A 19,784-nucleotide genomic window follows, 5' to 3' on the forward strand; every position below is an offset into this window, starting at 1 on the left:
GCCGCAACGCATTGCGCGCGAATCGTGTGTCGAGGTTCGATTCGTCGTCGATCCACGCGAGGCCACGCTCTGCCGCATAGCGCTCGAGCTGCGCGCGCAGCAGCCGCAGCAGCGGGCGCACGCGTTCGACCTGCGCCGCAGCCGGCCGGTAACGCGGCGCCATCGCCGCGATCCCGGCGATGCCGGCGCCACGCAGCAACTGCAACAGCACCGTCTCGGCCTGGTCGTCGGCATGCTGCGCGAGCCACAGCACGGCTGCGCCGTGCCGCTCGCACATCGCGTCGAGCGCCGCATAGCGGCTTTCGCGCGCACTCGCCTCGAGGCCCGTGCCGCTGTCGCGCGGCACGTCGACGCACATCGAATCGAATGCGACGCCGAGCCTTGCGGCGGTCGCCCCGGCTTGCGCGGCCCACGCGTCGGCGTTCGCGCTCAGCCCGTGATGCACGTGCAACGCAATGCAGCGCGACGCGCCCGCGACGCGCACGGCGGCATCGAGCAGCACCGACGAGTCGAGGCCGCCGCTGTACGCGATCGCGATGCGCGCACCGGCCGGCACGTCGGCAAGCGCAACGCCGACCGCGTCGAGGACGACGCGGTCGGCGGAGAATTCGCTCGGGGGAATCACGATGTGACGGCGCGCCGTGCGGCCCGCGTCGATGAATACACGCCGCGCGTCATGCGCCCGGCGTGGTTTCCTTGAACTTGCCGTAGGCCATCAGGCGCTCGAAGCGGCGTTCGCGCAACGCATCGATGCTCATGCCCTGGAACTGGCGCAGCGAATCGGCGAGCGCACGACGCAGCAGCGCGGCCATGCCCTTCGGATCGCGGTGCGCGCCGCCGAGCGGCTCGTTGATGATCTTGTCGATCAGGCCGAGCGCCTTCAGGCGATGCGCGGTCAGGCCCAGCGCCTCGGCCGCCTCGGGCGCCTTCGCGGCGCTCTTCCACAGGATCGACGCGCAGCCTTCCGGCGAGATCACCGCATAGGTCGAGAACTGCAGCATCATCACGGTATCGGCGACCGAGATCGCGAGTGCGCCGCCCGAACCGCCCTCGCCGATCACCGTCGTGATGATCGGCGTCTTCAGCTCGGCCATCACGTACAGGTTGTGGCCGATCGCCTCCGACTGGCCGCGCTCTTCCGCGCCGATGCCCGGATACGCGCCCGGCGTATCGACGAACGTGAAGATCGGCAGCCCGAACTTCTCGGCCAGACGCATCAGGCGCTCGGCCTTGCGATAGCCTTCCGGACGCGGCATCCCGAAATTGCGCGCCGCGCGCTCCTTCGTGTCGCGACCCTTCTGGTGGCCGATCACCATGCACGGATGGCCGCCGAAGCGCGCGAGCCCGCCGACGATCGACAGGTCGTCCGCGAACGCGCGGTCGCCATGCAGCTCGTGGAAATCGGTAAACAGTTCCGTGACGTAGTCGAGCGTGTACGGACGCTGCGGATGCCGCGCGATCTGCGACACCTGCCACGGCGACAGGTTCGCGTACAGGTCCTTCGTCAGTTGCTGGCTCTTCTTCGACAGACGCTCGATTTCTTCCGAAATATCGACAGCCGAGTCGTCCTGCACGAATCGCAGTTCTTCGATCTTGGCCTCGAGTTCGGCGATCGGCTGTTCGAAATCCAGAAACGTGGTCTTCATGTGTTCGAATCCTTGGGTCTTGCGGCAGCGCGTATTCTACCCGCGCGGGCGACGCTCAAAACCGGCTCACAACTATTGATGTTTAAAACTCGATAGCCCGGTCATTCACCGGCATCGAGCGAATCGAGGCTGCGCCACATGTACCAGGTCGCGACGGTGCGCCACGGTTCCCAGTTGGCCGCCACTTCCCGCGCTTCGCTGCGCGTGACCGGCTCCCCGCTGAAATAATTGACGCTGATCGCGCGGATCAGGCCCGGATCGTCGAGCGGCAGCACATCCGGCCGCGACAGGTTGAAGATCAGGAACATCTCCGCGGTCCAGCGGCTGATGCCGCGAATCTGCGTGAGTTCCGCGATCACGTCCTCGTCGTCCATCGACGTCCACTTGTCGACGTGCAGCGCACCCGACACGAAGTGCTGCGCGAGATCGAGGATGTACTCCGTCTTGCGCTTGGACAACCCGCATGCGATCAGCTTGTCCGGACCGAGCTTGATCACCTGCTGCGGCGCGAGCTTCGGGCACGCGGCCTCGATCCTGCCCCATACCGCCTGCGCGGACGCGACGGAAATCTGCTGGCCGACCACCGAGCGCGCAAGCGTGACGAACGGATCGCCGCGCTTGACGAGATGCGCGGGACCGAATTTCGGGATCAGTTTCTTCAGGATGCGGTCGCGCTTGACGAGGTCGGCGCATGCCTTGTCCCAGTACGCGGGACGCACGACGACGTCGACACCGTCGAACACCGCCGACGCCGCACCATCGGCTGCACGCGCCGGCTTGACCGCCGGCTGCGCATGACCGTCGAGCTCGCCGTTCGGCACGGCGCGCTTCGCGTCCGCCTTCGCCGTCGGCGCGCGCTTGGCTGCCGGACGCGTGGCGACCGGAGTCGCACGCCTGACCGGCGCTTTTCTGGCCGTTGCCATCTTGCCTCCTACCTGACGAATCGGTCAGTGGAACGCACCGCGCTCATACGCGACGCCATTCGGTCGATCCGCCCGGTTTGTCTTCAAGCGCGATACCGGCGTCGAGCAGTTCCGCCCGGATCCGGTCCGCTTCGGCATAGTCTTTCGCTTGCTTCGCCGCGACGCGCGCGGCGATCCTCGCTTCGATCTCGTCGGCCGTCAGGCCGCCTTCCTGCGCGGCACCCGCCGCCTGCTGCAGGAACGCGCGCGGTTCGCGGCCGAGCAATCCGAGGAGCCCCGCGAGCTGCTTCAACTGGCGTGCGAGCGCCGCGTCGCGCGTGCGGTTCACTTCGCCCGCGAGCTCGAACAGCACCGACACCGCGAGCGACGAGTTGAAGTCGTCGTTCATCGCGGCCGCGAAGCGTTGCGCGTGCGGTTCGTCCCAGTCGAGCGCCGCCGAGTCGGGCACGACGTCCTTCAATGCCGTGTAGAGCCGCGTCAGCGACGCGCGCGCATCGTCGAGATGCACGTCGCTGTAGTTGAGCGGCGAACGGTAATGCGTGCGCACGATGAAGAAGCGCATCACCTCGGCATCGTACTTCTCGAGCACTTCGCGGATCGTGAAGAAGTTGCCGAGCGATTTCGACATCTTCTCGCTGTCGACCTGCACGAAGCCGTTGTGCATCCAGTAATTGACGAACGTCTGGCCGGTCGCGCCTTCGCTCTGCGCGATCTCGTTCTCGTGGTGCGGGAACTGCAGGTCCTGCCCGCCGCCGTGGATGTCGAAATGATCGCCGAGCAGCGTGCAGCCCATCGCCGAGCACTCGATGTGCCAGCCGGGACGGCCCGGGCCGTATTTCGAATCCCACGACGTGTCCGCCGGCTCTTCCGGCTTCGCGCGTTTCCACAGCACGAAATCGAGCGGATCTTCCTTCGCGTCGTTCGCGGCCACGCGCTCGCCGGCGCGCAGGTCGTCGAGCGACTTGCCGGACAGCTTCCCGTAGTTCGCGAACTTGCGCACCGAATAATTGACGTCGCCGTCGGCCGCCTGGTACGCGTAGCCGTTCGCCTCGAGCGTCTCGATCATCCCGAGCATCTGCGGAATGAATTGCGTCGCACGCGGCTCGATGTCCGGCCGCTCGACGCCGAGCGCGCCGACATCGTCGTGCATCGCCGCGATGAAGCGGTCGGTCAGCGACTTGATCGTCTCGCCGTTCTCTACCGCGCGGCGGATGATCTTGTCGTCGATGTCGGTGATGTTGCGCACATACGTGACCCGGTAGCCAAGCGCGCGCAGCCAGCGCTGCACCAGGTCGAACACGACCATCATGCGCGCATGGCCCACGTGACAATAGTCGTAGACGGTGATCCCGCATACGTACATCCGTACTTCGCCGGGCTGGCGCGGCACGAAAACTTGCTTGTCACGCGCGAGCGTGTTGTAGATGCGCAGTGAATCCATAGAGATGAACCGTGAGCCGAAGGAAACCGCCCTGGCGAAGCTCGCCCTGCATGCGAAACGACCGGACCAGCACTGCGGCGTCACGCCGCGCGTCCTCGATATCACATGGGGCGGTCAGGCTGCAAGCACAGCGGTGACGGCCACGAGAGGCAGAAAGAAAGACTGCCTGCGGCTCGCCGGAACGCGCAGACGTTTTGTTAGAATGGCTCGGAGTATAACATTCCGATTTACGCCTATGAAATCTCCTCGCGGCCGCGCGCCGAGCGCTGCGACCCTCGTTGCGACCGCCGTCATGGGCGTCGCGCTGACGCTCCTGCCGGCCGCCGCGGCCCATGCGCAGAAGGCGCCGTCCACCGCCGACGGCACGCCCGAGATCGATACGTCGATCGCCGGCAAGCAATGGAAGCAGGCGCTCGCGCAACTCGACGCACGCATCGCCGCGAACCCGCACGACGTGCAGGCGCAGTTCAAGCGCGGCACCGTGCTCGTGCGCCTGAACCGCGACGACGACGCGATCCAGCAATTCGTCGCGATCACGCAGGCGTACCCCGAACTGCCCGAGCCGTACAACAATCTCGCCGCGCTCTACGCGAAGCACGGCCGCTACGACGAAGCGCGCACCGCGCTCGTCACCGCGACGCAGGCAAACCCGAGCTACCCGCTCGCATACGAGAACCTCGGCGACCTGTACCTGCGCCTTGCGGCCGAATCGTACAAGCGCGCGCAATCGCTCGGCCGCACGAGCGGCGCGACCGCGCAGCGCCTCGCCGACCTGCAGAAGATCATCTCGCCGCCGAAACCCGCCGCGGGCACGCGCGCCGCACCGTCGACGCCCGACTACGCGGGCCGCGCGGCCGCGAACGTGTCCACCACCACGCTGCCGCTGTCGCCGACGTTCCAGTTCGGCGGCCCGTCCGGCGCAATGGCGGCGCCCTACGTCGCGCCGTCGCATTGAGCGGCGCGAGGCACCTGTTCCATCCAACCAGAGGATCGCAATGAAACGTCTGTTGCTGGCGCTTGGCGGCGCCGCCCTTCTCGCGAGCGCACCCGCGTTCGCGCAAACGGCCACCGCGCACCCCGTCGTGCAGATCAAGACCTCGCAGGGCGACATCCGTGTCGAGCTGTATCCGGAGAAGGCGCCGAAGACGGTCGCCAACTTCCTCGATTACGTGAAGTCAGGCCAGTACAACGGCACGATCTTCCATCGCGTGATCAAGGGCTTCATGATCCAGGGCGGCGGCTACAAGGCCAACTTCGACGAGAAGCCGACGCGCGCACCGATCGCGCTCGAGAGCAAGAATGGTCTGAAGAACCTGACCGGCACGATCGCGATGGCACGCACGAGCGATCCGAATTCGGCGACCGCGCAGTTCTTCATCAACACGGTCGACAACGCGGGCCTCGACTACCCGAACCCGGACGGCAACGGCTATGCGGTGTTCGGCAAGGTCGTGTCGGGTCTCGACGTCGTGAAGAAGATCGAAGCGGTGCCGACCACGTCGCGCGGCCCGATGCAGGACGTGCCGGCCCAGCCGATCACGATCGAATCGGCGAGCATCGTCTCGAAGTAATCCGGCCGGATCGCTCCGGCGCCTCACGCGGCCGCGTCGCACGACCGGCCGCGTGCCATTTAAACCGTCCCATCGAAGGAATTCATCATGGTTGAACTGCATACGAACCACGGCGTGATCAAGCTCGAACTCGACGCCGCGAAAGCGCCGAAGACGGTCGAGAACTTCCTGAACTACGTGAACAAAGGCCACTACGACGGCACGGTGTTCCATCGCGTGATCAACGGCTTCATGATCCAGGGCGGCGGCTTCGAGCCGGGCCTGAAGCAGAAGCCGACCGACGCGCCGATCGACAACGAGGCGAACAACGGGCTGAAGAACGACAACTACACGATCGCGATGGCGCGCACCAACGATCCGCACTCGGCAACCGCCCAGTTCTTCATCAACGTGAACGACAACGACTTCCTGAACCACTCGTCGCCGACGCCGCAAGGCTGGGGCTACGCAGTGTTCGGCAAGGTCGTCGAAGGCCAGGACGTGGTCGACAAGATCAAGGCCGTGAAGACGGGCAACGCCGGCTTCCACCAGGACGTCCCGACCGACGACGTCGTGATCGAGAAGGCCGTCGTCGTCTGACGACCGGATACGGAGGCACTTCGATGCTGCAGGAGACTCCGCCGCGAAGCGTCTCCGCGGGCGTGCCGGGCGAGCGCGAATACGCGCAAGCCGCACGCCCGTTCCTGTTCATCTCCGATCTGCACCTGAGCGACGCGATTCCGAAGACGGTCGCCGCGTTCGAGCATTTCGTGAAATACACCGCCGACAGCGCCGACTCGGTGTTCATCCTCGGCGACCTGTTCGAATACTGGATCGGCGACGACGTGCTCGACGACGATCCGTTCGCCGCGCGCATGACGGCGCTGCTGCATACGTTCTCCGAACGCGGGATCGCGCTGTACGTGATGCACGGCAATCGCGACTTCCTGCTCGGCAAGCGCTTCATGAAGGCGGCCGGCGCGATGCTGCTGCCCGACCCCGCGCTGATCATGGCGTTCGGCCAGCGTATCGTGCTCGCGCATGGCGATGCGCAATGCACGGCCGATCACGGCTACCAGTTCTTCCGGCGCTTCGCCCGCAATCGCGCCGCGCAATGGCTGTTCCTCGCTTGGCCGTTCCGCTGGCGCCGTGCGATCGCCGAACGGATGCGTTCGAAGAGCGAGGCCGGCCGGGCCCGCGCGCCGCATCCGCGCTACGACGTCACGCGTACAGGTGTCGCCGCGCTGTTCCGGGCCAGCCGTGCGAGCGTGATGATTCACGGCCATACGCACCGCCCCGCGCGCCACCTCGAACCGGGCGGCGTGCGCTGGGTGCTGCCCGACTGGGATCTCGACCACGGCAAGCCGCGCGGCGGCTACCTGCGCGTCGACGCGGAAGGGATCCACGCGCAGCCGCTGGACTGACCGCCGCAACCGCGGCGGCCGGCCACGCGCTGGCTCAGGGCTGCTCAGGCCTCCTCAGGACTGACGCTCGACCGCCTTGCCTTCCAGTACCGCCGACAGGCGGCGCAAATCCAGGCGCGCCGCATCGGCGCCCTGCAGCGTTTCCAGATGCGTACCGAGCCGTTCGAGCGCCGCGACGATCTCGTCGACGCGCCGGCTCTCCTTCGCCGCGTGGTCGATCAGCCCGTGGATCGCGAGCGACATCGGATCGTCCGCGTTCGGCGTGATGCCGTACGCGCAGAACGCCGCGCGCTCCGGTTGCGGCTTCGGCTGCGCGGGCATCACGATGCGCGCCGGGTTGCCGACCGCCGTGCCGCCTGCCGGCACCGGCTTCACGACCACCGCGTTCGAACCGATCTTTGCGCCCGCACCGACCGTGAAGCTGCCGAGCACTTTCGCCCCCGCGCCGACGATCACGCCGGCCTCGAGCGTCGGGTGACGCTTCGCGCCGCGTGTCAGCGACGTACCGCCGAGCGTCACGCCCTGGTAGATCGTGCAGTCGTCGCCGACGATCGCCGTCTCGCCGATCACGACGCCCATCCCGTGATCGATGAACACGCGCCGGCCGATCGTCGCGCCGGGGTGGATCTCGATACCCGTCAGGAAGCGCCCGGCCTGCGACGCGAAACGCGCGAGCCAGTAGCGCTTCGCGCGCCAGCATGCGTGCGCGAAACGATGCAGCACGAGCGCATGCAGCCCCGGATAACAGGTCAGCACTTCCCAGGCACTGCGAGCGGCGGGATCCCGCTCGCGAATCGTCGCAACGTCTTCGCGCAGTCTCGTGAACATGATCTGATCTGGGGAAAGGGCCGGCGCGCACCGCCGGCAATGGCCGGCCTTTATCGCGCCGGCTGCTTTGTATATGACGTTCGGCGATTGTAGGTCGAGTCGCGCGCGCCCGCACAGCGCCGCGCGTTCACCCCGGCGCCGGCGCGGGTATTCGCGCCGGCAAGCGTCACGCGTCGCCGTCCGGCGTGCGCGACTTCAGCAGGATGTGCTTCGCGATCCCGCGCAGGATGTTGACTTCCTCGCGCTCCAGCCCCGTGCGCGCGAACAGGCGCCGCAGCCGCGGCATCAGCTTCTTCGGGTTGCGCGGGTCGAGAAAATCGAGCGCGATCAGCGCGTTCTCGAGGTGCATGTACATCCGCTCGATCTCATCGCTTTGCGCGGGCGTGCCGGCCTCCGCCTGCGGCTCGGGCGCGCTTGCGTGGTCGAGGAACGCGATGCGCAGTTCATAGGCGAGCACCTGCACCGCCTGGGCCAGGTTCAGCGAGCTGTAGGCCGGGTTCGCCGGAATGTGCGCGAGCGCGCTGCATTGCTCGACGTGCTCGTTCGACAGCCCGGTGCGCTCGTTGCCGAACACGAGCGCGATGTCGCCGGCGCCGACCTGCCGGCAAGCCTGCTCGGCGGCCGCCCGCGGCGCGAGCCGCGGCGGGCCGTATTCGCGCGAGCGCGCGGTCAGCGCGATCGACCAGTGGACGCCGGACAGCGCGTCGCCGAGGGTCGGCACGACGTGCGCGGACGCGAGCACGTCGTCCGCGCCGCTCGCCATCGCGATCGCTTCGGGATCGCTCTGCACATGCGGCACCCGCGGCGCGACCAGCACGAGCCGCGAGAAGCCCATGGTCTTCAGCGCGCGCGCGGCAGCGCCGACGTTGCCGGGGTGGCTCGGCTCGACGAGCACGAAACGGGTGGACGTAAAGCCGCCGCGCAGCGGCCCGGACGACTGCGCCGCGCCGGGCGCGGACGACGCAGCGGTGTTCTGCAAGGTTTCCAATACCATACGACTCGATTTCCAGAATGGCCGTATGGTATCGCCAACGCGCGAGCAAACCCACCTGTCCGGACGGCCAGTGGGGTTTCCCCGCATCAGGGCCACCTAAAACAGCCGAAAGTCGGGTAAAATCATGCCCTTATGTGCGCCCGCAGCGGCGCGCGTCGTTCCCGCTCTTTGTCAATTCGCGTCTCATCTCGCCCGTGCGCGCCGTTTCGGGCGGGTCGTTCCACTTTCGTGGCGGCCACTTGCCGCCGGCTACAGGATCCAGGCTCATGCATCCCATGCTCAACATTGCTGTCAAGGCTGCGCGCCGCGCCGGACAGATCATCAACCGCGCGTCCCTCGATCTCGACCTGATCGAGATCCGCAAGAAGCAGCATAACGACTTCGTCACCGAAGTGGACAAGGCCGCAGAAGACGCGATCATCGAGACGCTGAAGACCGCCTACCCCGATCACGCGATCCTCGCGGAAGAATCGGGTGCATCCGACAACGAATCCGAATTCCAGTGGATCATCGATCCGCTCGACGGCACGACCAACTTCATCCACGGCTTCCCGTACTACTGCGTGTCGATCGCGCTCGCGCACAAGGGTGTCGTCACGCAAGCCGTCGTCTACGACCCCAACAAGAACGACCTGTTCACGGCCACGCGCGGCCGCGGCGCGTACCTGAACGACCGCCGCATCCGCGTCGGCCGCCGCGACCGCCTGTCGGAGTCGCTGATCGGCACCGGCTTCCCGTTCCGCGAGAAGGACGGCCTCGACGCGTATGCGCGCCTGTTCACCGAAATGACCCAGGCCTGCACGGGCCTGCGCCGCCCGGGCGCTGCGGCGCTCGACCTCGCGAACGTTGCGGCGGGCCGCCTCGACGGCTTCTTCGAGCAAGGCATCAACGTGTGGGACATGGCCGCGGGCAGCCTGCTGATCACCGAGGCGGGCGGCCTCGTCGGCAACTACACGGGCGACGCCGACTTCCTGCACCGTCATGAGATCGTCGCGGCGAACCCGAAGGTGTACGCGCAGATGATTCCGATCCTGAACCGCTACAGCCGCGTGCACCCGGCCGCGGAATAACGCCGCCGCGCGCAGCGCACGAACGGCCCGAGTCCGCCTGAGCGCGGCCCGGGCCGTTGCCTTTTGCGGCGGCGGATGGTCATGTTGGCCGACCGGCCGACTCCTCGTTCGTCGCCGACGGGGTAAACTCACTTCCATTTTTCGGACACGCACCCTTTCGCACGATGGCCATCCAGACCGACGACGCACTCTCCGCCGGGATCGCCCAGCACACGCCGATGATGCAGCAGTACCTGCGCATCAAGGCCGACTATCCCGACACGCTTGTCTTCTACCGGATGGGCGACTTCTACGAGCTGTTCTTCGAGGACGCCGAGAAGGCCGCTCGCCTGCTCGACCTGACCCTCACGCAGCGCGGCGCGTCGGGCGGCAACCCGATCAGGATGGCGGGCGTGCCGCATCACGCAGTCGAGCAATACCTCGCGAAGCTCGTCAAGATGGGCGAGTCGGCCGCGATCTGCGAGCAGATCGGCGACCCGGCCACGTCGAAGGGCCCGGTCGAACGCAAGGTCGTGCGCGTCGTCACGCCGGGCACGCTGACCGACGCCGCGCTGCTGTCCGACAAGAACGACGTGTACCTGCTCGCGATGTGCCCGGGCCACAACAAGCGCGGCGTCGCGGTCAACGTCGGCCTCGCGTGGCTCAACCTCGCGAGCGGCGCGCTGCGCCTCGCCGAGATCGAACCCGACCAGCTCGGCGCCGCGCTCGAGCGCATCCGCCCGGCCGAGGTCCTGACTGCCGACGGCGCGACCGATGCCGCGCCGGTCGGCGCGGGCGCGCTCAAGCGCGTGCCGGCCTGGCATTTCGACATTGCGTCGGGCACCCAGCGTCTGTGCGACCAGCTCGACGTCGCGAGCCTCGACGGTTTCGGCGCGCATTCGCTGACGAGCGCGTGCGGCGCGGCCGGCGCGCTGCTGCTGTACGCTGCGGCCACGCAGGGCCAGCAGCTGCGGCACGTGCGCAGCCTGAAAGTCGAGAACGAAACCGAATACATCGGACTCGATCCGTCCACACGCCGCAACCTCGAACTGACCGAGACGCTGCGCGGCACCGAATCGCCGACGCTGTGCTCGCTGCTCGATACCTGCTGCACGACGATGGGCAGCCGCCTGCTGCGCCACTGGCTGCATCATCCGCCGCGCGCGTCGGTGGCCGCGCAGTCGCGCCAGCAGGCGATCGGCGCACTGCTCGACGCGCCCGCGAACGCGAGCGTCGACGCGCTGCGCAGCGCGCTGCGGCAGATCGCCGACGTCGAACGGATCACCGGGCGTCTCGCGCTGCTGTCCGCGCGTCCGCGCGACCTGTCGAGCCTGCGCGACACGTTCGCCGCCCTGCCGGCGCTGCGCGAGCGCATTGCGCCGATCGTCGGCAACGCGGATGCGCTCGCCCGCCTCGACGCCGCGCTCGTCCCGCCCGGCGAATGCCTCGACCTGCTGACGGGCGCGATCGCCCCCGAACCCGCGGCGATGGTGCGCGACGGCGGCGTGATCGCGCGCGGCTACGACGCGGAACTCGACGAGCTGCGCGACATCTCGGAAAACTGCGGGCAGTTCCTGATCGACCTCGAGGCGCGCGAGCGCGCCCGCACCGGCATCGCGAACCTGCGCGTCGAGTACAACAAGGTGCACGGCTTCTATATCGAAGTCACGCGCGGGCAGACCGACAAGGTGCCCGACGACTACCGGCGCCGCCAGACACTGAAGAACGCCGAGCGCTACATCACGCCGGAACTGAAGACCTTCGAGGACAAGGCGCTGTCCGCGCAGGAGCGCGCGCTCGCACGCGAGCGCGCGTTGTACGACGCGGTGCTGCAAGCGCTGCTGCCGTTCATTCCCGAGTGCCAGCGCGTCGCGTCCGCGCTCGCGGAACTCGACCTGCTCGCCGCGTTCGCCGAACGCGCGCGGACGCTCGACTGGGTTGCCCCGACGTTTTCCGACGAAATCGGCATCGACATCGAGCAAGGACGGCATCCGGTCGTCGAGGCACAGGTCGAGCAGTTCATCGCGAACGACTGCAAGCTCGGCACGGATCGCAAGCTGCTGCTGATCACGGGTCCGAACATGGGCGGTAAGTCGACGTTCATGCGCCAGACTGCGCTGATCGCGCTGATGGCCTACGTCGGCAGCTACGTGCCGGCCCGGTCGGCCTGTTTTGGCCCGATCGACCGGATCTTCACGCGGATCGGCGCAGCAGACGATCTTGCCGGTGGCCGCTCGACCTTCATGGTCGAGATGACCGAGGCGGCGGCGATCCTCAACGACGCGACGCCGCAAAGCCTCGTGCTGATGGACGAGATCGGCCGCGGCACGTCGACGTTCGACGGCCTCGCGCTCGCGTGGGCGATCGCACGGCACCTGCTCGCGCACAACAGCTCGTACACGCTGTTCGCGACGCACTACTTCGAACTGACGCAACTGCCGGCCGAATTCCCGCATGCGGCCAACGTCCACCTGTCGGCGGTCGAGCACGGTCACGGCATCGTGTTCCTGCATGCGGTCAACGAAGGCCCCGCAAACCAGAGCTACGGGCTGCAGGTTGCGCAGCTCGCAGGCGTGCCGGCGCCGGTGATCCGCGCGGCACGCAAGCATCTCGCGTATCTCGAGCAGCAGTCGGCCGCGCAGCATACGCCGCAGCTTGACCTGTTCAGCGCGCAGCCCGCCGCCGACGATCTCGAATGCGCCGATGCGCGCACGCCGCCGAGCGCGCCGCACCCGGCGCTCGAGCGGCTGCGCGATATCGATCCCGACGACCTGAAACCGCGTGAAGCGCTCGACCTGCTGTACGAACTGCGCACGCTCGTCCAGTCGCACGATGCCGACGGGCACGCGTAAGCGCACGTCGTCTGCGCCGCGGCTGCGTTGCGCGGCCGCGCTCGCCATCGCGGCGGCGCTCGTGATGGCGCAGCCGGGCGCCCAGGCTGCGCCTGCGAAGCGCGCGGGCGCGCCCTATTCGTTCGCGGTCGTCTCCGGCGTGATCGGCTCGCCAGCCGACGAAACCGCCGCGCAGCGGATGCTCGAAGCGATGGCGCGCGAACGCAACCTCGCGTTCGTCGTGTATGCGGGCGATCTGAAGGGGGCGAAGGAAGCGTGCCGGGACACGCTGTACACGCAGCGCGGCGCGATCCTCGACGCGGCGCGCGTGCCGCTCGTGTTCGTGCCCGGCCACGACGACTGGGTCGCATGCAACACTGCGACGGGCGGCGGCTACGATCCGGTCGAGCGCCTCGACTTCCTGCGTCAGACGCTGCTCGCCGATGCGGCGCAGCCCGGTCCCGGCGCGCTGCAGGTCACGCGCGAAAGCGAAGTCGCACGCTTTCGGCCATACCGCGAGAATGCGCGCTGGATGCGCGACGACATCGTATTCGTCGCGCTCAACGCACCGGCACCGAACAATCATTTCCTGACGGCCGGCGGCCGCAACGGCGAATTCGAGGACCGGATCATCGCGAACGGCTTCTGGATCGATCATGCGGCCGAATACGCGAAGCGGCGCGACGCGCGCGCGTTGGTGGTGATCTTTGAAGGCGATCCGCACTTCGACCGCTACGATCGTGCAGAACGGTTCGCGTGGCTGCGCTTCAACCGGCCGCGCGTACGCGACGGCTTCCGCGAGCTGAAACGCACGCTCGTGAAGGCCGCAACGGCTTTCCGCGGCCCGATACTCGTGATCCATACGAGCGCCGAACCGCTTGCGAACGGCTTCGTCATCGACCGTCCGCTGCGTGCGGATAACGGGGAACTCGTGGGGAACGTGACGCGGGTCGCACTCGGACCGCGCCAGCCTGCGAATCAATGGGTGAAGGTCAGCGTCTCGCCGGCCCGGCAGACGCTCTTCAACATCAGTTTGCAGGATGTGCCGAAAAACCTGCCGGTGCCGCCGGCACTGCCGGCCGCCCCACCCGGCGACATCCCGGTGCCGCAGATGCCGGAAATCCCGGCGTTGCCGGCGCTGCCCGATTCGTCGTCGGTCGCGCCACCGCTGCCGGGCGACAGCGTGGCGCCGTATGGCTCATCGGCGCCGGCGCCGCCTTCCGGCCTGGCGCCGAACTTGCCCGCGAGCTCAGTGCAGCGTGCGCCCTGACGGTTCGCCGTCTTCGTCGTCCTCATCCTCGTCGACGATCTCGAGCCCTTCCGCTCCGTGTGCGTGCTCGTGCTCGATTTCGTCCTCGGTCGCTTCGCGAACGTCCTTCACGGTCAGCGAAAAACGCAGCGCCATGCCGGCGAGCGGATGGTTGCCGTCGAGCACGACCTTGTCTTCAGCGATGTCGGTCACCGTGTAGATCAGCGAGTCGACCTCTTCGTCGCCGTCCTCCGGCGTACCTTCGAACTGCATGCCAACTTCCAGCGGCTCCGGGAAACGATCGCGCGGCTCGATCTTCACGAGTTCCGGGTCGTAGTCACCGAACGCGTCCTGCGGCTCGAGCTGAATCTGCGCCTCGTATCCGGGCTCGTGGCCGTCGAGCTGTTCCTCGATCTTCGGGAACGTGCCATCATAGCCGCCGTGCAGATAGACCATCGGCTCGTCGCTTTCCTCGATCAGGTTGCCTTGCGCATCCGACAGCTTGTAAGTGACCGACACGACGGTGTTTTTTGCGATTTTCATCCAATTCTCCCAAATACAAGTCTCATTATACGATGCGCAAACGGTCTCAAGCCGAACCGCGGAACGACACCGCAGCCGCGCTCGGCGCGCCGCCCCCCGATCTTCCCACGCCGTTGCTCGGCGGCCTCACTCCGGCGCAATTCATGCGCCGCTACTGGCAAAAAAAACCGCTGCTGATCCGTCAGGCGATCCCGGGTATCCAGTCCCCTGTTTCGCGCGACGCACTGTTCGAGCTCGCCGGCGACTACGATGCCGAGTCGCGGCTGATCACGCATTTTCGTAACAAGTGGCAACTGGCGCACGGCCCGTTCGACACCGATGCGCTGCCGCCCGTCACGCGCAACGCGTGGACGCTGCTCGTGCAGGGGCTCGACCTGCACGTCGACGCGGCCCGCGCATTGCTCGATCGGTTCCGCTTCGTCCCCGACGCGCGCCTCGACGACCTGATGATCTCGTACGCGACCGACGGCGGCGGCGTCGGCCCGCACTTCGATTCGTACGATGTGTTCCTGCTGCAGGTCGAGGGCAAGCGCCGCTGGCGCATCGGCGCCCAGCAGGACCTGTCGCTGCAGCCGGGCGTGCCGCTCAAGATCCTCGAGCACTTCGAGCCGAGCGACGAGTGGGTGCTCGAGCCCGGCGACATGCTCTACCTGCCTCCGCACATCGCGCATGACGGCGTTGCCGAAGGCGAATGCATGACCTGCTCGATCGGCTTCAGAGCCCCGTCAGCCGGGGAATTGAGCGCCCAGTTCCTGTATTACCTCGCCGAGCGCGGCGGCCTGCGCAGCAGCGCCCGCAGCGACGACCTGTATCGCGATCCGAAGCAGCCCGCCGTCGATGCGCCCGCGCAGCTGCCGCCAGCGCTGGTCGAACGGGTCGCCGCGATCGTCAACGGCATCAAATGGCGCGAGCAGGACGTCGCCGAATTCCTCGGCTGCTACCTCAGCGAACCGAAATCGAACGTCGTATTCGACCCGCCCGCGCGCGCACTTTCCGAAACGAAGTTCGCCGAGCAGGCGGCCCGCCGCGGCGTACATCTCGACAGACGCGCCGCATTGTTGTATAACGCGCGCTCGTACTTCATCAACGGTGAGGAAGAGCCGCTCGATCAGGTTGCCAAATGGCTGCCCGAACTGGCTAATCAGCGCCAGATGGAGGCGAAACGGTTTGTAACACTATCCCGGGATCCCTCAATGACAGCTTTGCTGCACGAATGGTATTGTGCCGGCTGGATACGGGTCGGAAACCTGGAATAGTGTTACCTTCCCGTACGCCCATGCGAATCAAAATTTGTATGGGAAAGACAACGTATTGACCCCGCATTTGTCGACGGTCGATAGGAAAGTGCATATAATTTCCGCCCAAGCCGTAGGGAAGATTCACGCTCTAGAAGTGCGTCTCCACCAGCGGCCCAGGTCGGTGTTGGAGCACATTACCGGTATTGTTTCGCGCTGTTGCTTACCTTTAACCATAAAAGGACGTGATCATGAAGAAATCCCTCCTCGTAGCTTCCCTGTTGGCTGCTGTTGCACTGGCTGCTTGCAACAAGAGCGCTGACCAAGCTGCATCGTCGGCTGCTAGCGACGCTGCTGCTGCCGCTTCGTCGGCTGCTTCGGCAGTTGCTGGTGCTGCGAGCGACGCGACGGCTGCTGCATCGTCGACGGCTGCTGCCGCGAGCGACGCAGCTGCTGCTGTGGCGTCGGCTGCTTCGGCAGCGACGGCTGCTCCGGCTTCGGGCGCAAGCCAGTAAGCCTCAGCATCAGCTGAAAAAAAACCGGCCTGCGGGCCGGTTTTTTTACGTCTGTACGTTTCGTTGCGCTTAGTTGCGGTAGTTGCGGTAGTTGCCGATCGTCGCGCCGTTCAGCGTCAGGGGCAGGCCAAACGGCCGCCCACGGCCCTCACAAGCCCAGCCAGTCGAAGCCCTCGTCCTGCGTGGCCACGATCACGTCGCTTCCGTCCGTGCCCAGCACGGCCGCCAACGCGTCGCGGGCCAGCTCCGGCCGGTTGTTCTGCTGGCTCAGGTGGGCCGCCACGAGGTGCCGCAGGCGGCTGCGCTCGAGCGACGCGAGGATGTCAGCGGCCGCGTCGTTGCTCAAATGGCCATGGTTGCCGCCGATCCGCGCCTTCAGCGACTGCGGATAGCGGCTCTTCGCCAGCATCGCGGTATCGTGGTTGGATTCGAGCACCAGCGCGTCGCAGCCGCTCAGGACGGCCGTGATGTGCGGCGTGGACGTCCCGACGTCGGTCAGCACGCCGAGGCGGTGGCAGCCGTCCAGGAAGACGAACTGGAGCGGTTCCCGGGCGTCGTGCGGCACCGTATAGGGCAACACGGCCAGATCGCCAATCGGGGCCGTCTCGTCGCCCCACAGCACGTGGAGATCGACATCCGCTTCGTCCGCGCCGACCGCGCGCGCGGTACCCCAGCTCATGTACAGCGGCAGCGACGCGCGCCGGGCGAGCGTCAACGCGCTGCCGACGTGGTCGCTGTGTTCATGGGTGATCAGGATCGCATCGAGATCGTCGATACCGAGATTCAGGCGGCCGAGCCGGCGTTCGACCTCCTTGGCGGAAAAGCCGCAGTCGAGCAGCACGCGGGTCGTGGTCGTGCCGCTCGCGGCTTCGACGACCAGCGCATTGCCCTCGCTGCCGCTTCCGAGACTGGCGAATCGCACGCGCTCAGTTCAGCTGCGCGTGGAGCAGCGAAATGATCCGCTGGGCGTCCGACGAGTTGTCGACCTGTCCGTTCGCGTCGACCACCGCGACCTGCGTGCCGCCGTTGCTCTGCGCACGCACGTTGACGACGTATTCCTTGCCCGGCTTCGCCGCCGTCGGGCCGCCGTAGAACAGCTTGCCGAACAGGCCGTCGCGCTTGAGCTCTTCCATCGAGTTCGCGAAACGCACGTAGTACAGGCCCTTTTCGCGATCGCGGTTGTCGACGGTGAAGTTGGTGCGGTCGAGCGCGAGGCCGACGCGCAACCACGCGCGGTCGAACGACTCGGCGAGCTGCAGCGTCGCCGCACCACCGCTCGCGCCGCTGACCTGCGCCGGCGCCGTAGCCGGGCGCGCATCGGTCAGCAGCTGCTTCGCCTGCGCTTCAGTCAGGCCGAACTTCTGCATCAGCTTGGTCAGGAACACCGCTTCCAGCACCGGGTTGCGCGGACGCTCCTCCCAGCGCGACGACGTGCCGCCCTGCGGGCCGACCATCATCTCTTCCATCGCGCTGTGCGTGATCGAGATGTCGGTGTCGCCGTTCGGCGTGCGGTTCACGAGCGTGCGGAACTGGTCGCGCGTGCCCGACGAGTACGCGAAATCGATGACCCTGCCGATCGTGCGGCGGAACCAGTCATCCGGAATGTTCGCGCGGTTTTCCGCCCAGTCGGTCGTCATGATGCCCGTCGACGGCGCGTCGGTCTTCAGCGAGAAGCCGTTGTCCTGCCAGAACTCCCTCAAGAGCGGCCAGAGCTGCTCCGGCGTGCGGCCGTCGACGACGAGCCAGCGATGGTCGCCGTCGCGCTCGATGTGCATGCCAAACGGATCCTGCGCGGACGGCACGCCGTCGGTCGCCGTGCCGGCGGCCGTCTGCGCCCGCGGCGGCAGCGTGCCGAGCCCGGCGTTCGACGGCGGCGCCACGAACTGCTGGCTCGTCGGCACCGGCTTCAGGTCGCTCGGCACCGCCAGCGGCGGCGCCGAGCCGGTGTTCTTGTAGTTGACCTTGTCAGGGGCCAGGTAGTCGTTCAGCGTATCGCAGCCGGCGAGCGCGCCCAGCGCCAGCGCCACCACCGAAACCTGGATGGCGCGAGAGGAAAAGGCGAAACGTTTCATGAAATCCTTCGTCTTGCTAAAACGCTCGTCACGAGCGGCGCCGGACGGGCCGGCCGGTGCGGGTTGATCACGGAATGACGGCCGCGGGCGCGGCCGTCGCGACATCAGGCGAGGATGCCGGCTTCGACGAGTGCCGAGCGCACCGCGTCGTGGCAACGCTCGTCGAGCGGCGTGAGCGGCAGGCGGATGCCGCCCTGCATCTTGCCCATCACCTGCAGCGCCCACTTCACCGGGATCGGATTGGCCTCGATGAACAGGTTCTTGTGCAGCGACAGCAGCTTCATGTGCAGCTCGCGGGCCGTCTTCACGTCGCCCGCGAGTGCCGCGCGGCACAGCTCGCTCATCGCGCGCGGCGCGACGTTCGCCGTCACCGAGATATTGCCGTGGCCGCCGAGCAGCATCAGCGCGATCGCGGTCGGATCGTCGCCGCTGTAGATCGCGAAGTGCTTCGGCGCGGCCTTGATCAGCTGCGCGGCGCGGTCGATGTTGCCGGTCGCTTCCTTCACACCGATGATGCCCGGTACCTGCGCGAGACGCAGCATCGTCTCGTTCGACATGTCCGCGACCGTGCGGCCCGGCACGTTATACAGGATCACCGGCAAGTCGACCGCTTCGGCGATCGCCTTGAAGTGACGATACATCCCTTCCTGGGTCGGCTTGTTGTAGTACGGCACGACCTGCAGCGTCGCGTCCGCGCCGACCGCCTTCGCTTGCTTCGTCAGCTCGATCGCCTCGGCGGTCGAATTGCCACCCGCGCCCGCGATGATCGGGATGCGCTTCGCCGCGTGCTCGACGGCGGTGCGGATCATCAGGATGTGTTCTTCGACGTTGAGGGTCGCCGACTCCCCGCTCGTACCGACCACGACCAGCGCATCGGTGCCTTCTGCGATGTGCCAGTCGATCAGTTTGCGAAACGCCGGCAGGTCGAGACTGCCGTCTTCGAGCATCGGGGTGACGATCGCGGGGATGCTGCCGCGGATTTGAATGCCGTCTTGAGTGCCGTTAGCCATGAAACGCGATTGATTAGGAATCGGTAAACGTTGAGATTGTAGCGGATTAGCCGGGCAGTTCGTAACGCGGAATACCCGTCTCCGCCAATGGGGTCGCGCCCTCGCGCACCGCGCAGATACGCTGGACGAACGCTGCGCGCGGCGCGGCGACGAAGCCGTCTTCGTAAGCGACCACCCGCAGCCGGCCGCGCACGGCCTCCAGCAGCTCGCCCGGTGCGAGCAGGAACGCCGGATTGGACGGCTTGCCGACCGTTTCGTTTCCTTGCGCGAAAGTTTCGTACACGAGCACGCCGCCCGGCGCCAGCGCATCGAGCAGATGGGGCCAAAGCGGCCGGTGCAGATAGTTCGTGACGATCACGGCCGCAAACTGCTCGCCGGCCGGCAGCGGCCACGGCGCGCCTTCGAGATCGGCGTCGCGCGCGTCCACGCCCGGAATCGCGCGCAACGCGGCGAGCGCGGCCGGATCGCGCTCGA

The 19,784-nt window shown here is 67.1% G+C and carries 20 protein-coding genes; 8 read left to right on the forward strand and 12 right to left on the reverse strand.

Annotated elements, in window-relative coordinates:
- From tilS to cysS, 4 genes are all read right to left on the reverse strand, one after another.
- Positions 1–625, reverse strand: a 625-nt coding sequence (gene tilS, locus G3N94_RS30885) for a tRNA lysidine(34) synthetase TilS (RefSeq protein ID WP_205796954.1), incomplete at its 3' end; no start/stop codon positions are given.
- 49 nt (positions 626–674) lie between these two features.
- Positions 675–1,646 carry an acetyl-CoA carboxylase carboxyltransferase subunit alpha gene (locus G3N94_RS30890; RefSeq protein ID WP_205796957.1) on the reverse strand — a complete coding sequence of 324 codons (972 nt, stop codon included), beginning with the start codon at positions 1,644–1,646 and terminating at the stop codon, positions 675–677.
- 101 nt (positions 1,647–1,747) lie between these two features.
- On the reverse strand, positions 1,748–2,569 hold the full coding sequence (locus G3N94_RS30895) for a DNA-3-methyladenine glycosylase (RefSeq protein ID WP_205796960.1): 822 nt from the start codon (positions 2,567–2,569) through the stop codon (positions 1,748–1,750).
- A gap of 43 nt (positions 2,570–2,612) precedes the next feature.
- The gene (cysS, locus tag G3N94_RS30900) at positions 2,613–4,010 is read right to left on the reverse strand and encodes a cysteine--tRNA ligase (protein WP_205796963.1); all 1,398 of its coding nucleotides are present in this window, start codon (positions 4,008–4,010) and stop codon (positions 2,613–2,615) included.
- Positions 4,011–4,245: 235 nt separating this feature from the next.
- Between cysS and G3N94_RS30905 the strand changes: the two genes are divergently transcribed.
- The 4 genes from G3N94_RS30905 to G3N94_RS30920 all read left to right on the forward strand — a co-directional run bounded on the left by G3N94_RS30905 (position 4,246) and on the right by G3N94_RS30920 (position 6,984).
- Positions 4,246–4,965, forward strand: a complete 720-nt coding sequence (locus G3N94_RS30905; RefSeq protein WP_205796967.1) for a tetratricopeptide repeat protein — start codon at positions 4,246–4,248, stop codon at positions 4,963–4,965.
- Between the two features lie 40 nt (positions 4,966–5,005).
- Positions 5,006–5,581: a peptidylprolyl isomerase gene (locus G3N94_RS30910; protein ID WP_205796969.1), complete on the forward strand. Its 576-nt coding sequence runs from the start codon at positions 5,006–5,008 to the stop codon at positions 5,579–5,581.
- Between the two features lie 87 nt (positions 5,582–5,668).
- A complete protein-coding gene (locus G3N94_RS30915; protein ID WP_205796972.1) occupies positions 5,669–6,160 on the forward strand; it encodes a peptidylprolyl isomerase in 492 nt (163 codons plus the stop codon).
- Positions 6,161–6,183: 23 nt separating this feature from the next.
- A complete protein-coding gene (locus tag G3N94_RS30920) occupies positions 6,184–6,984 on the forward strand; it encodes a UDP-2,3-diacylglucosamine diphosphatase (RefSeq protein ID WP_205796975.1) in 801 nt (266 codons plus the stop codon).
- A 54-nt stretch (positions 6,985–7,038) separates the two neighbouring features.
- On the opposite strand, the gene cysE is transcribed toward G3N94_RS30920, so the two are convergent.
- Complete coding sequence (gene cysE, locus G3N94_RS30925; RefSeq protein WP_205796978.1) at positions 7,039–7,812, reverse strand: serine O-acetyltransferase; 774 nt, start codon at positions 7,810–7,812, stop codon at positions 7,039–7,041.
- 166 nt (positions 7,813–7,978) lie between these two features.
- A complete protein-coding gene (locus tag G3N94_RS30930) occupies positions 7,979–8,800 on the reverse strand; it encodes an RNA methyltransferase (protein ID WP_205797002.1) in 822 nt (273 codons plus the stop codon).
- A 272-nt stretch (positions 8,801–9,072) separates the two neighbouring features.
- Here G3N94_RS30930 and G3N94_RS30935 point away from each other — a divergent pair, with 272 nt between their 5' ends.
- The 3 genes from G3N94_RS30935 (at position 9,073) to G3N94_RS30945 (ending at position 13,956) form a co-directional block, all read left to right on the forward strand.
- A complete protein-coding gene (locus G3N94_RS30935; protein WP_124598689.1) occupies positions 9,073–9,876 on the forward strand; it encodes an inositol monophosphatase family protein in 804 nt (267 codons plus the stop codon).
- 164 nt (positions 9,877–10,040) lie between these two features.
- Positions 10,041–12,707 carry a DNA mismatch repair protein MutS gene (gene mutS, locus G3N94_RS30940; protein ID WP_205796981.1) on the forward strand — a complete coding sequence of 889 codons (2,667 nt, stop codon included), beginning with the start codon at positions 10,041–10,043 and terminating at the stop codon, positions 12,705–12,707.
- Positions 12,688–13,956, forward strand: a complete 1,269-nt coding sequence (locus G3N94_RS30945) for a hypothetical protein (RefSeq protein WP_205796983.1) — start codon at positions 12,688–12,690, stop codon at positions 13,954–13,956. Before mutS ends, G3N94_RS30945 begins: the two co-directional genes overlap by 20 nt.
- On the opposite strand, the gene G3N94_RS30950 is transcribed toward G3N94_RS30945, so the two are convergent.
- Positions 13,936–14,478: a peptidylprolyl isomerase gene (locus G3N94_RS30950; RefSeq protein WP_205796986.1), complete on the reverse strand. Its 543-nt coding sequence runs from the start codon at positions 14,476–14,478 to the stop codon at positions 13,936–13,938. The two genes, G3N94_RS30945 and G3N94_RS30950, sit on opposite strands and share 21 nt — an antisense overlap.
- 32 nt (positions 14,479–14,510) lie before the next feature.
- Between G3N94_RS30950 and G3N94_RS30955 the strand changes: the two genes are divergently transcribed.
- Positions 14,511–15,734: a cupin domain-containing protein gene (locus G3N94_RS30955; RefSeq protein WP_205796989.1), complete on the forward strand. Its 1,224-nt coding sequence runs from the start codon at positions 14,511–14,513 to the stop codon at positions 15,732–15,734.
- A gap of 321 nt (positions 15,735–16,055) precedes the next feature.
- Here the strand turns inward: G3N94_RS30955 and G3N94_RS30960 are convergent, their stop codons facing one another.
- From G3N94_RS30960 to G3N94_RS30980, 5 genes are all read right to left on the reverse strand, one after another.
- A complete protein-coding gene (locus G3N94_RS30960) occupies positions 16,056–16,238 on the reverse strand; it encodes a hypothetical protein (RefSeq protein WP_205797004.1) in 183 nt (60 codons plus the stop codon).
- A gap of 138 nt (positions 16,239–16,376) precedes the next feature.
- Complete coding sequence (locus G3N94_RS30965) at positions 16,377–17,150, reverse strand: MBL fold metallo-hydrolase (RefSeq protein WP_205796992.1); 774 nt, start codon at positions 17,148–17,150, stop codon at positions 16,377–16,379.
- A 4-nt stretch (positions 17,151–17,154) separates the two neighbouring features.
- Positions 17,155–18,300 carry an outer membrane protein assembly factor BamC gene (gene bamC / locus G3N94_RS30970; protein ID WP_205796994.1) on the reverse strand — a complete coding sequence of 382 codons (1,146 nt, stop codon included), beginning with the start codon at positions 18,298–18,300 and terminating at the stop codon, positions 17,155–17,157.
- 104 nt (positions 18,301–18,404) lie between these two features.
- Positions 18,405–19,310 carry a 4-hydroxy-tetrahydrodipicolinate synthase gene (gene dapA / locus G3N94_RS30975; protein WP_205796997.1) on the reverse strand — a complete coding sequence of 302 codons (906 nt, stop codon included), beginning with the start codon at positions 19,308–19,310 and terminating at the stop codon, positions 18,405–18,407.
- A 46-nt stretch (positions 19,311–19,356) separates the two neighbouring features.
- Positions 19,357–19,784 (reverse strand): SAM-dependent methyltransferase (locus G3N94_RS30980; RefSeq protein ID WP_205797000.1); only part of this gene is annotated, 428 nt, incomplete at its 5' end.

Source organism: Burkholderia sp. Ac-20353 (assembly GCF_017104785.1).
Lineage (GTDB): Bacteria > Pseudomonadota > Gammaproteobacteria > Burkholderiales > Burkholderiaceae > Burkholderia.

Excerpts from the sequence above, each read along its gene's own strand:
- G3N94_RS30890 (WP_205796957.1), bottom strand. The coding sequence starts at position 1,646 with ATGAAGACCACGTTTCTGGATTTCGAACAGCCGATCGCCGAACTCGAG.
- G3N94_RS30895 (WP_205796960.1), bottom strand. The coding sequence starts at position 2,569 with ATGGCAACGGCCAGAAAAGCGCCGGTCAGGCGTGCGACTCCGGTCGCC.
- cysS (WP_205796963.1), bottom strand. The coding sequence starts at position 4,010 with ATGGATTCACTGCGCATCTACAACACGCTCGCGCGTGACAAGCAAGTT.
- G3N94_RS30905 (WP_205796967.1), top strand. The coding sequence starts at position 4,246 with ATGAAATCTCCTCGCGGCCGCGCGCCGAGCGCTGCGACCCTCGTTGCG.
- G3N94_RS30910 (WP_205796969.1), top strand. The coding sequence starts at position 5,006 with ATGAAACGTCTGTTGCTGGCGCTTGGCGGCGCCGCCCTTCTCGCGAGC.
- G3N94_RS30915 (WP_205796972.1), top strand. The coding sequence starts at position 5,669 with ATGGTTGAACTGCATACGAACCACGGCGTGATCAAGCTCGAACTCGAC.
- G3N94_RS30920 (WP_205796975.1), top strand. The coding sequence starts at position 6,184 with ATGCTGCAGGAGACTCCGCCGCGAAGCGTCTCCGCGGGCGTGCCGGGC.
- cysE (WP_205796978.1), bottom strand. The coding sequence starts at position 7,812 with ATGTTCACGAGACTGCGCGAAGACGTTGCGACGATTCGCGAGCGGGAT.
- G3N94_RS30935 (WP_124598689.1), top strand. The coding sequence starts at position 9,073 with ATGCATCCCATGCTCAACATTGCTGTCAAGGCTGCGCGCCGCGCCGGA.
- mutS (WP_205796981.1), top strand. The coding sequence starts at position 10,041 with ATGGCCATCCAGACCGACGACGCACTCTCCGCCGGGATCGCCCAGCAC.
- G3N94_RS30945 (WP_205796983.1), top strand. The coding sequence starts at position 12,688 with ATGCCGACGGGCACGCGTAAGCGCACGTCGTCTGCGCCGCGGCTGCGT.
- G3N94_RS30950 (WP_205796986.1), bottom strand. The coding sequence starts at position 14,478 with ATGAAAATCGCAAAAAACACCGTCGTGTCGGTCACTTACAAGCTGTCG.
- G3N94_RS30955 (WP_205796989.1), top strand. The coding sequence starts at position 14,511 with ATGCGCAAACGGTCTCAAGCCGAACCGCGGAACGACACCGCAGCCGCG.
- G3N94_RS30960 (WP_205797004.1), bottom strand. The coding sequence starts at position 16,238 with ATGCTGAGGCTTACTGGCTTGCGCCCGAAGCCGGAGCAGCCGTCGCTG.
- bamC (WP_205796994.1), bottom strand. The coding sequence starts at position 18,300 with ATGAAACGTTTCGCCTTTTCCTCTCGCGCCATCCAGGTTTCGGTGGTG.
- dapA (WP_205796997.1), bottom strand. The coding sequence starts at position 19,310 with ATGGCTAACGGCACTCAAGACGGCATTCAAATCCGCGGCAGCATCCCC.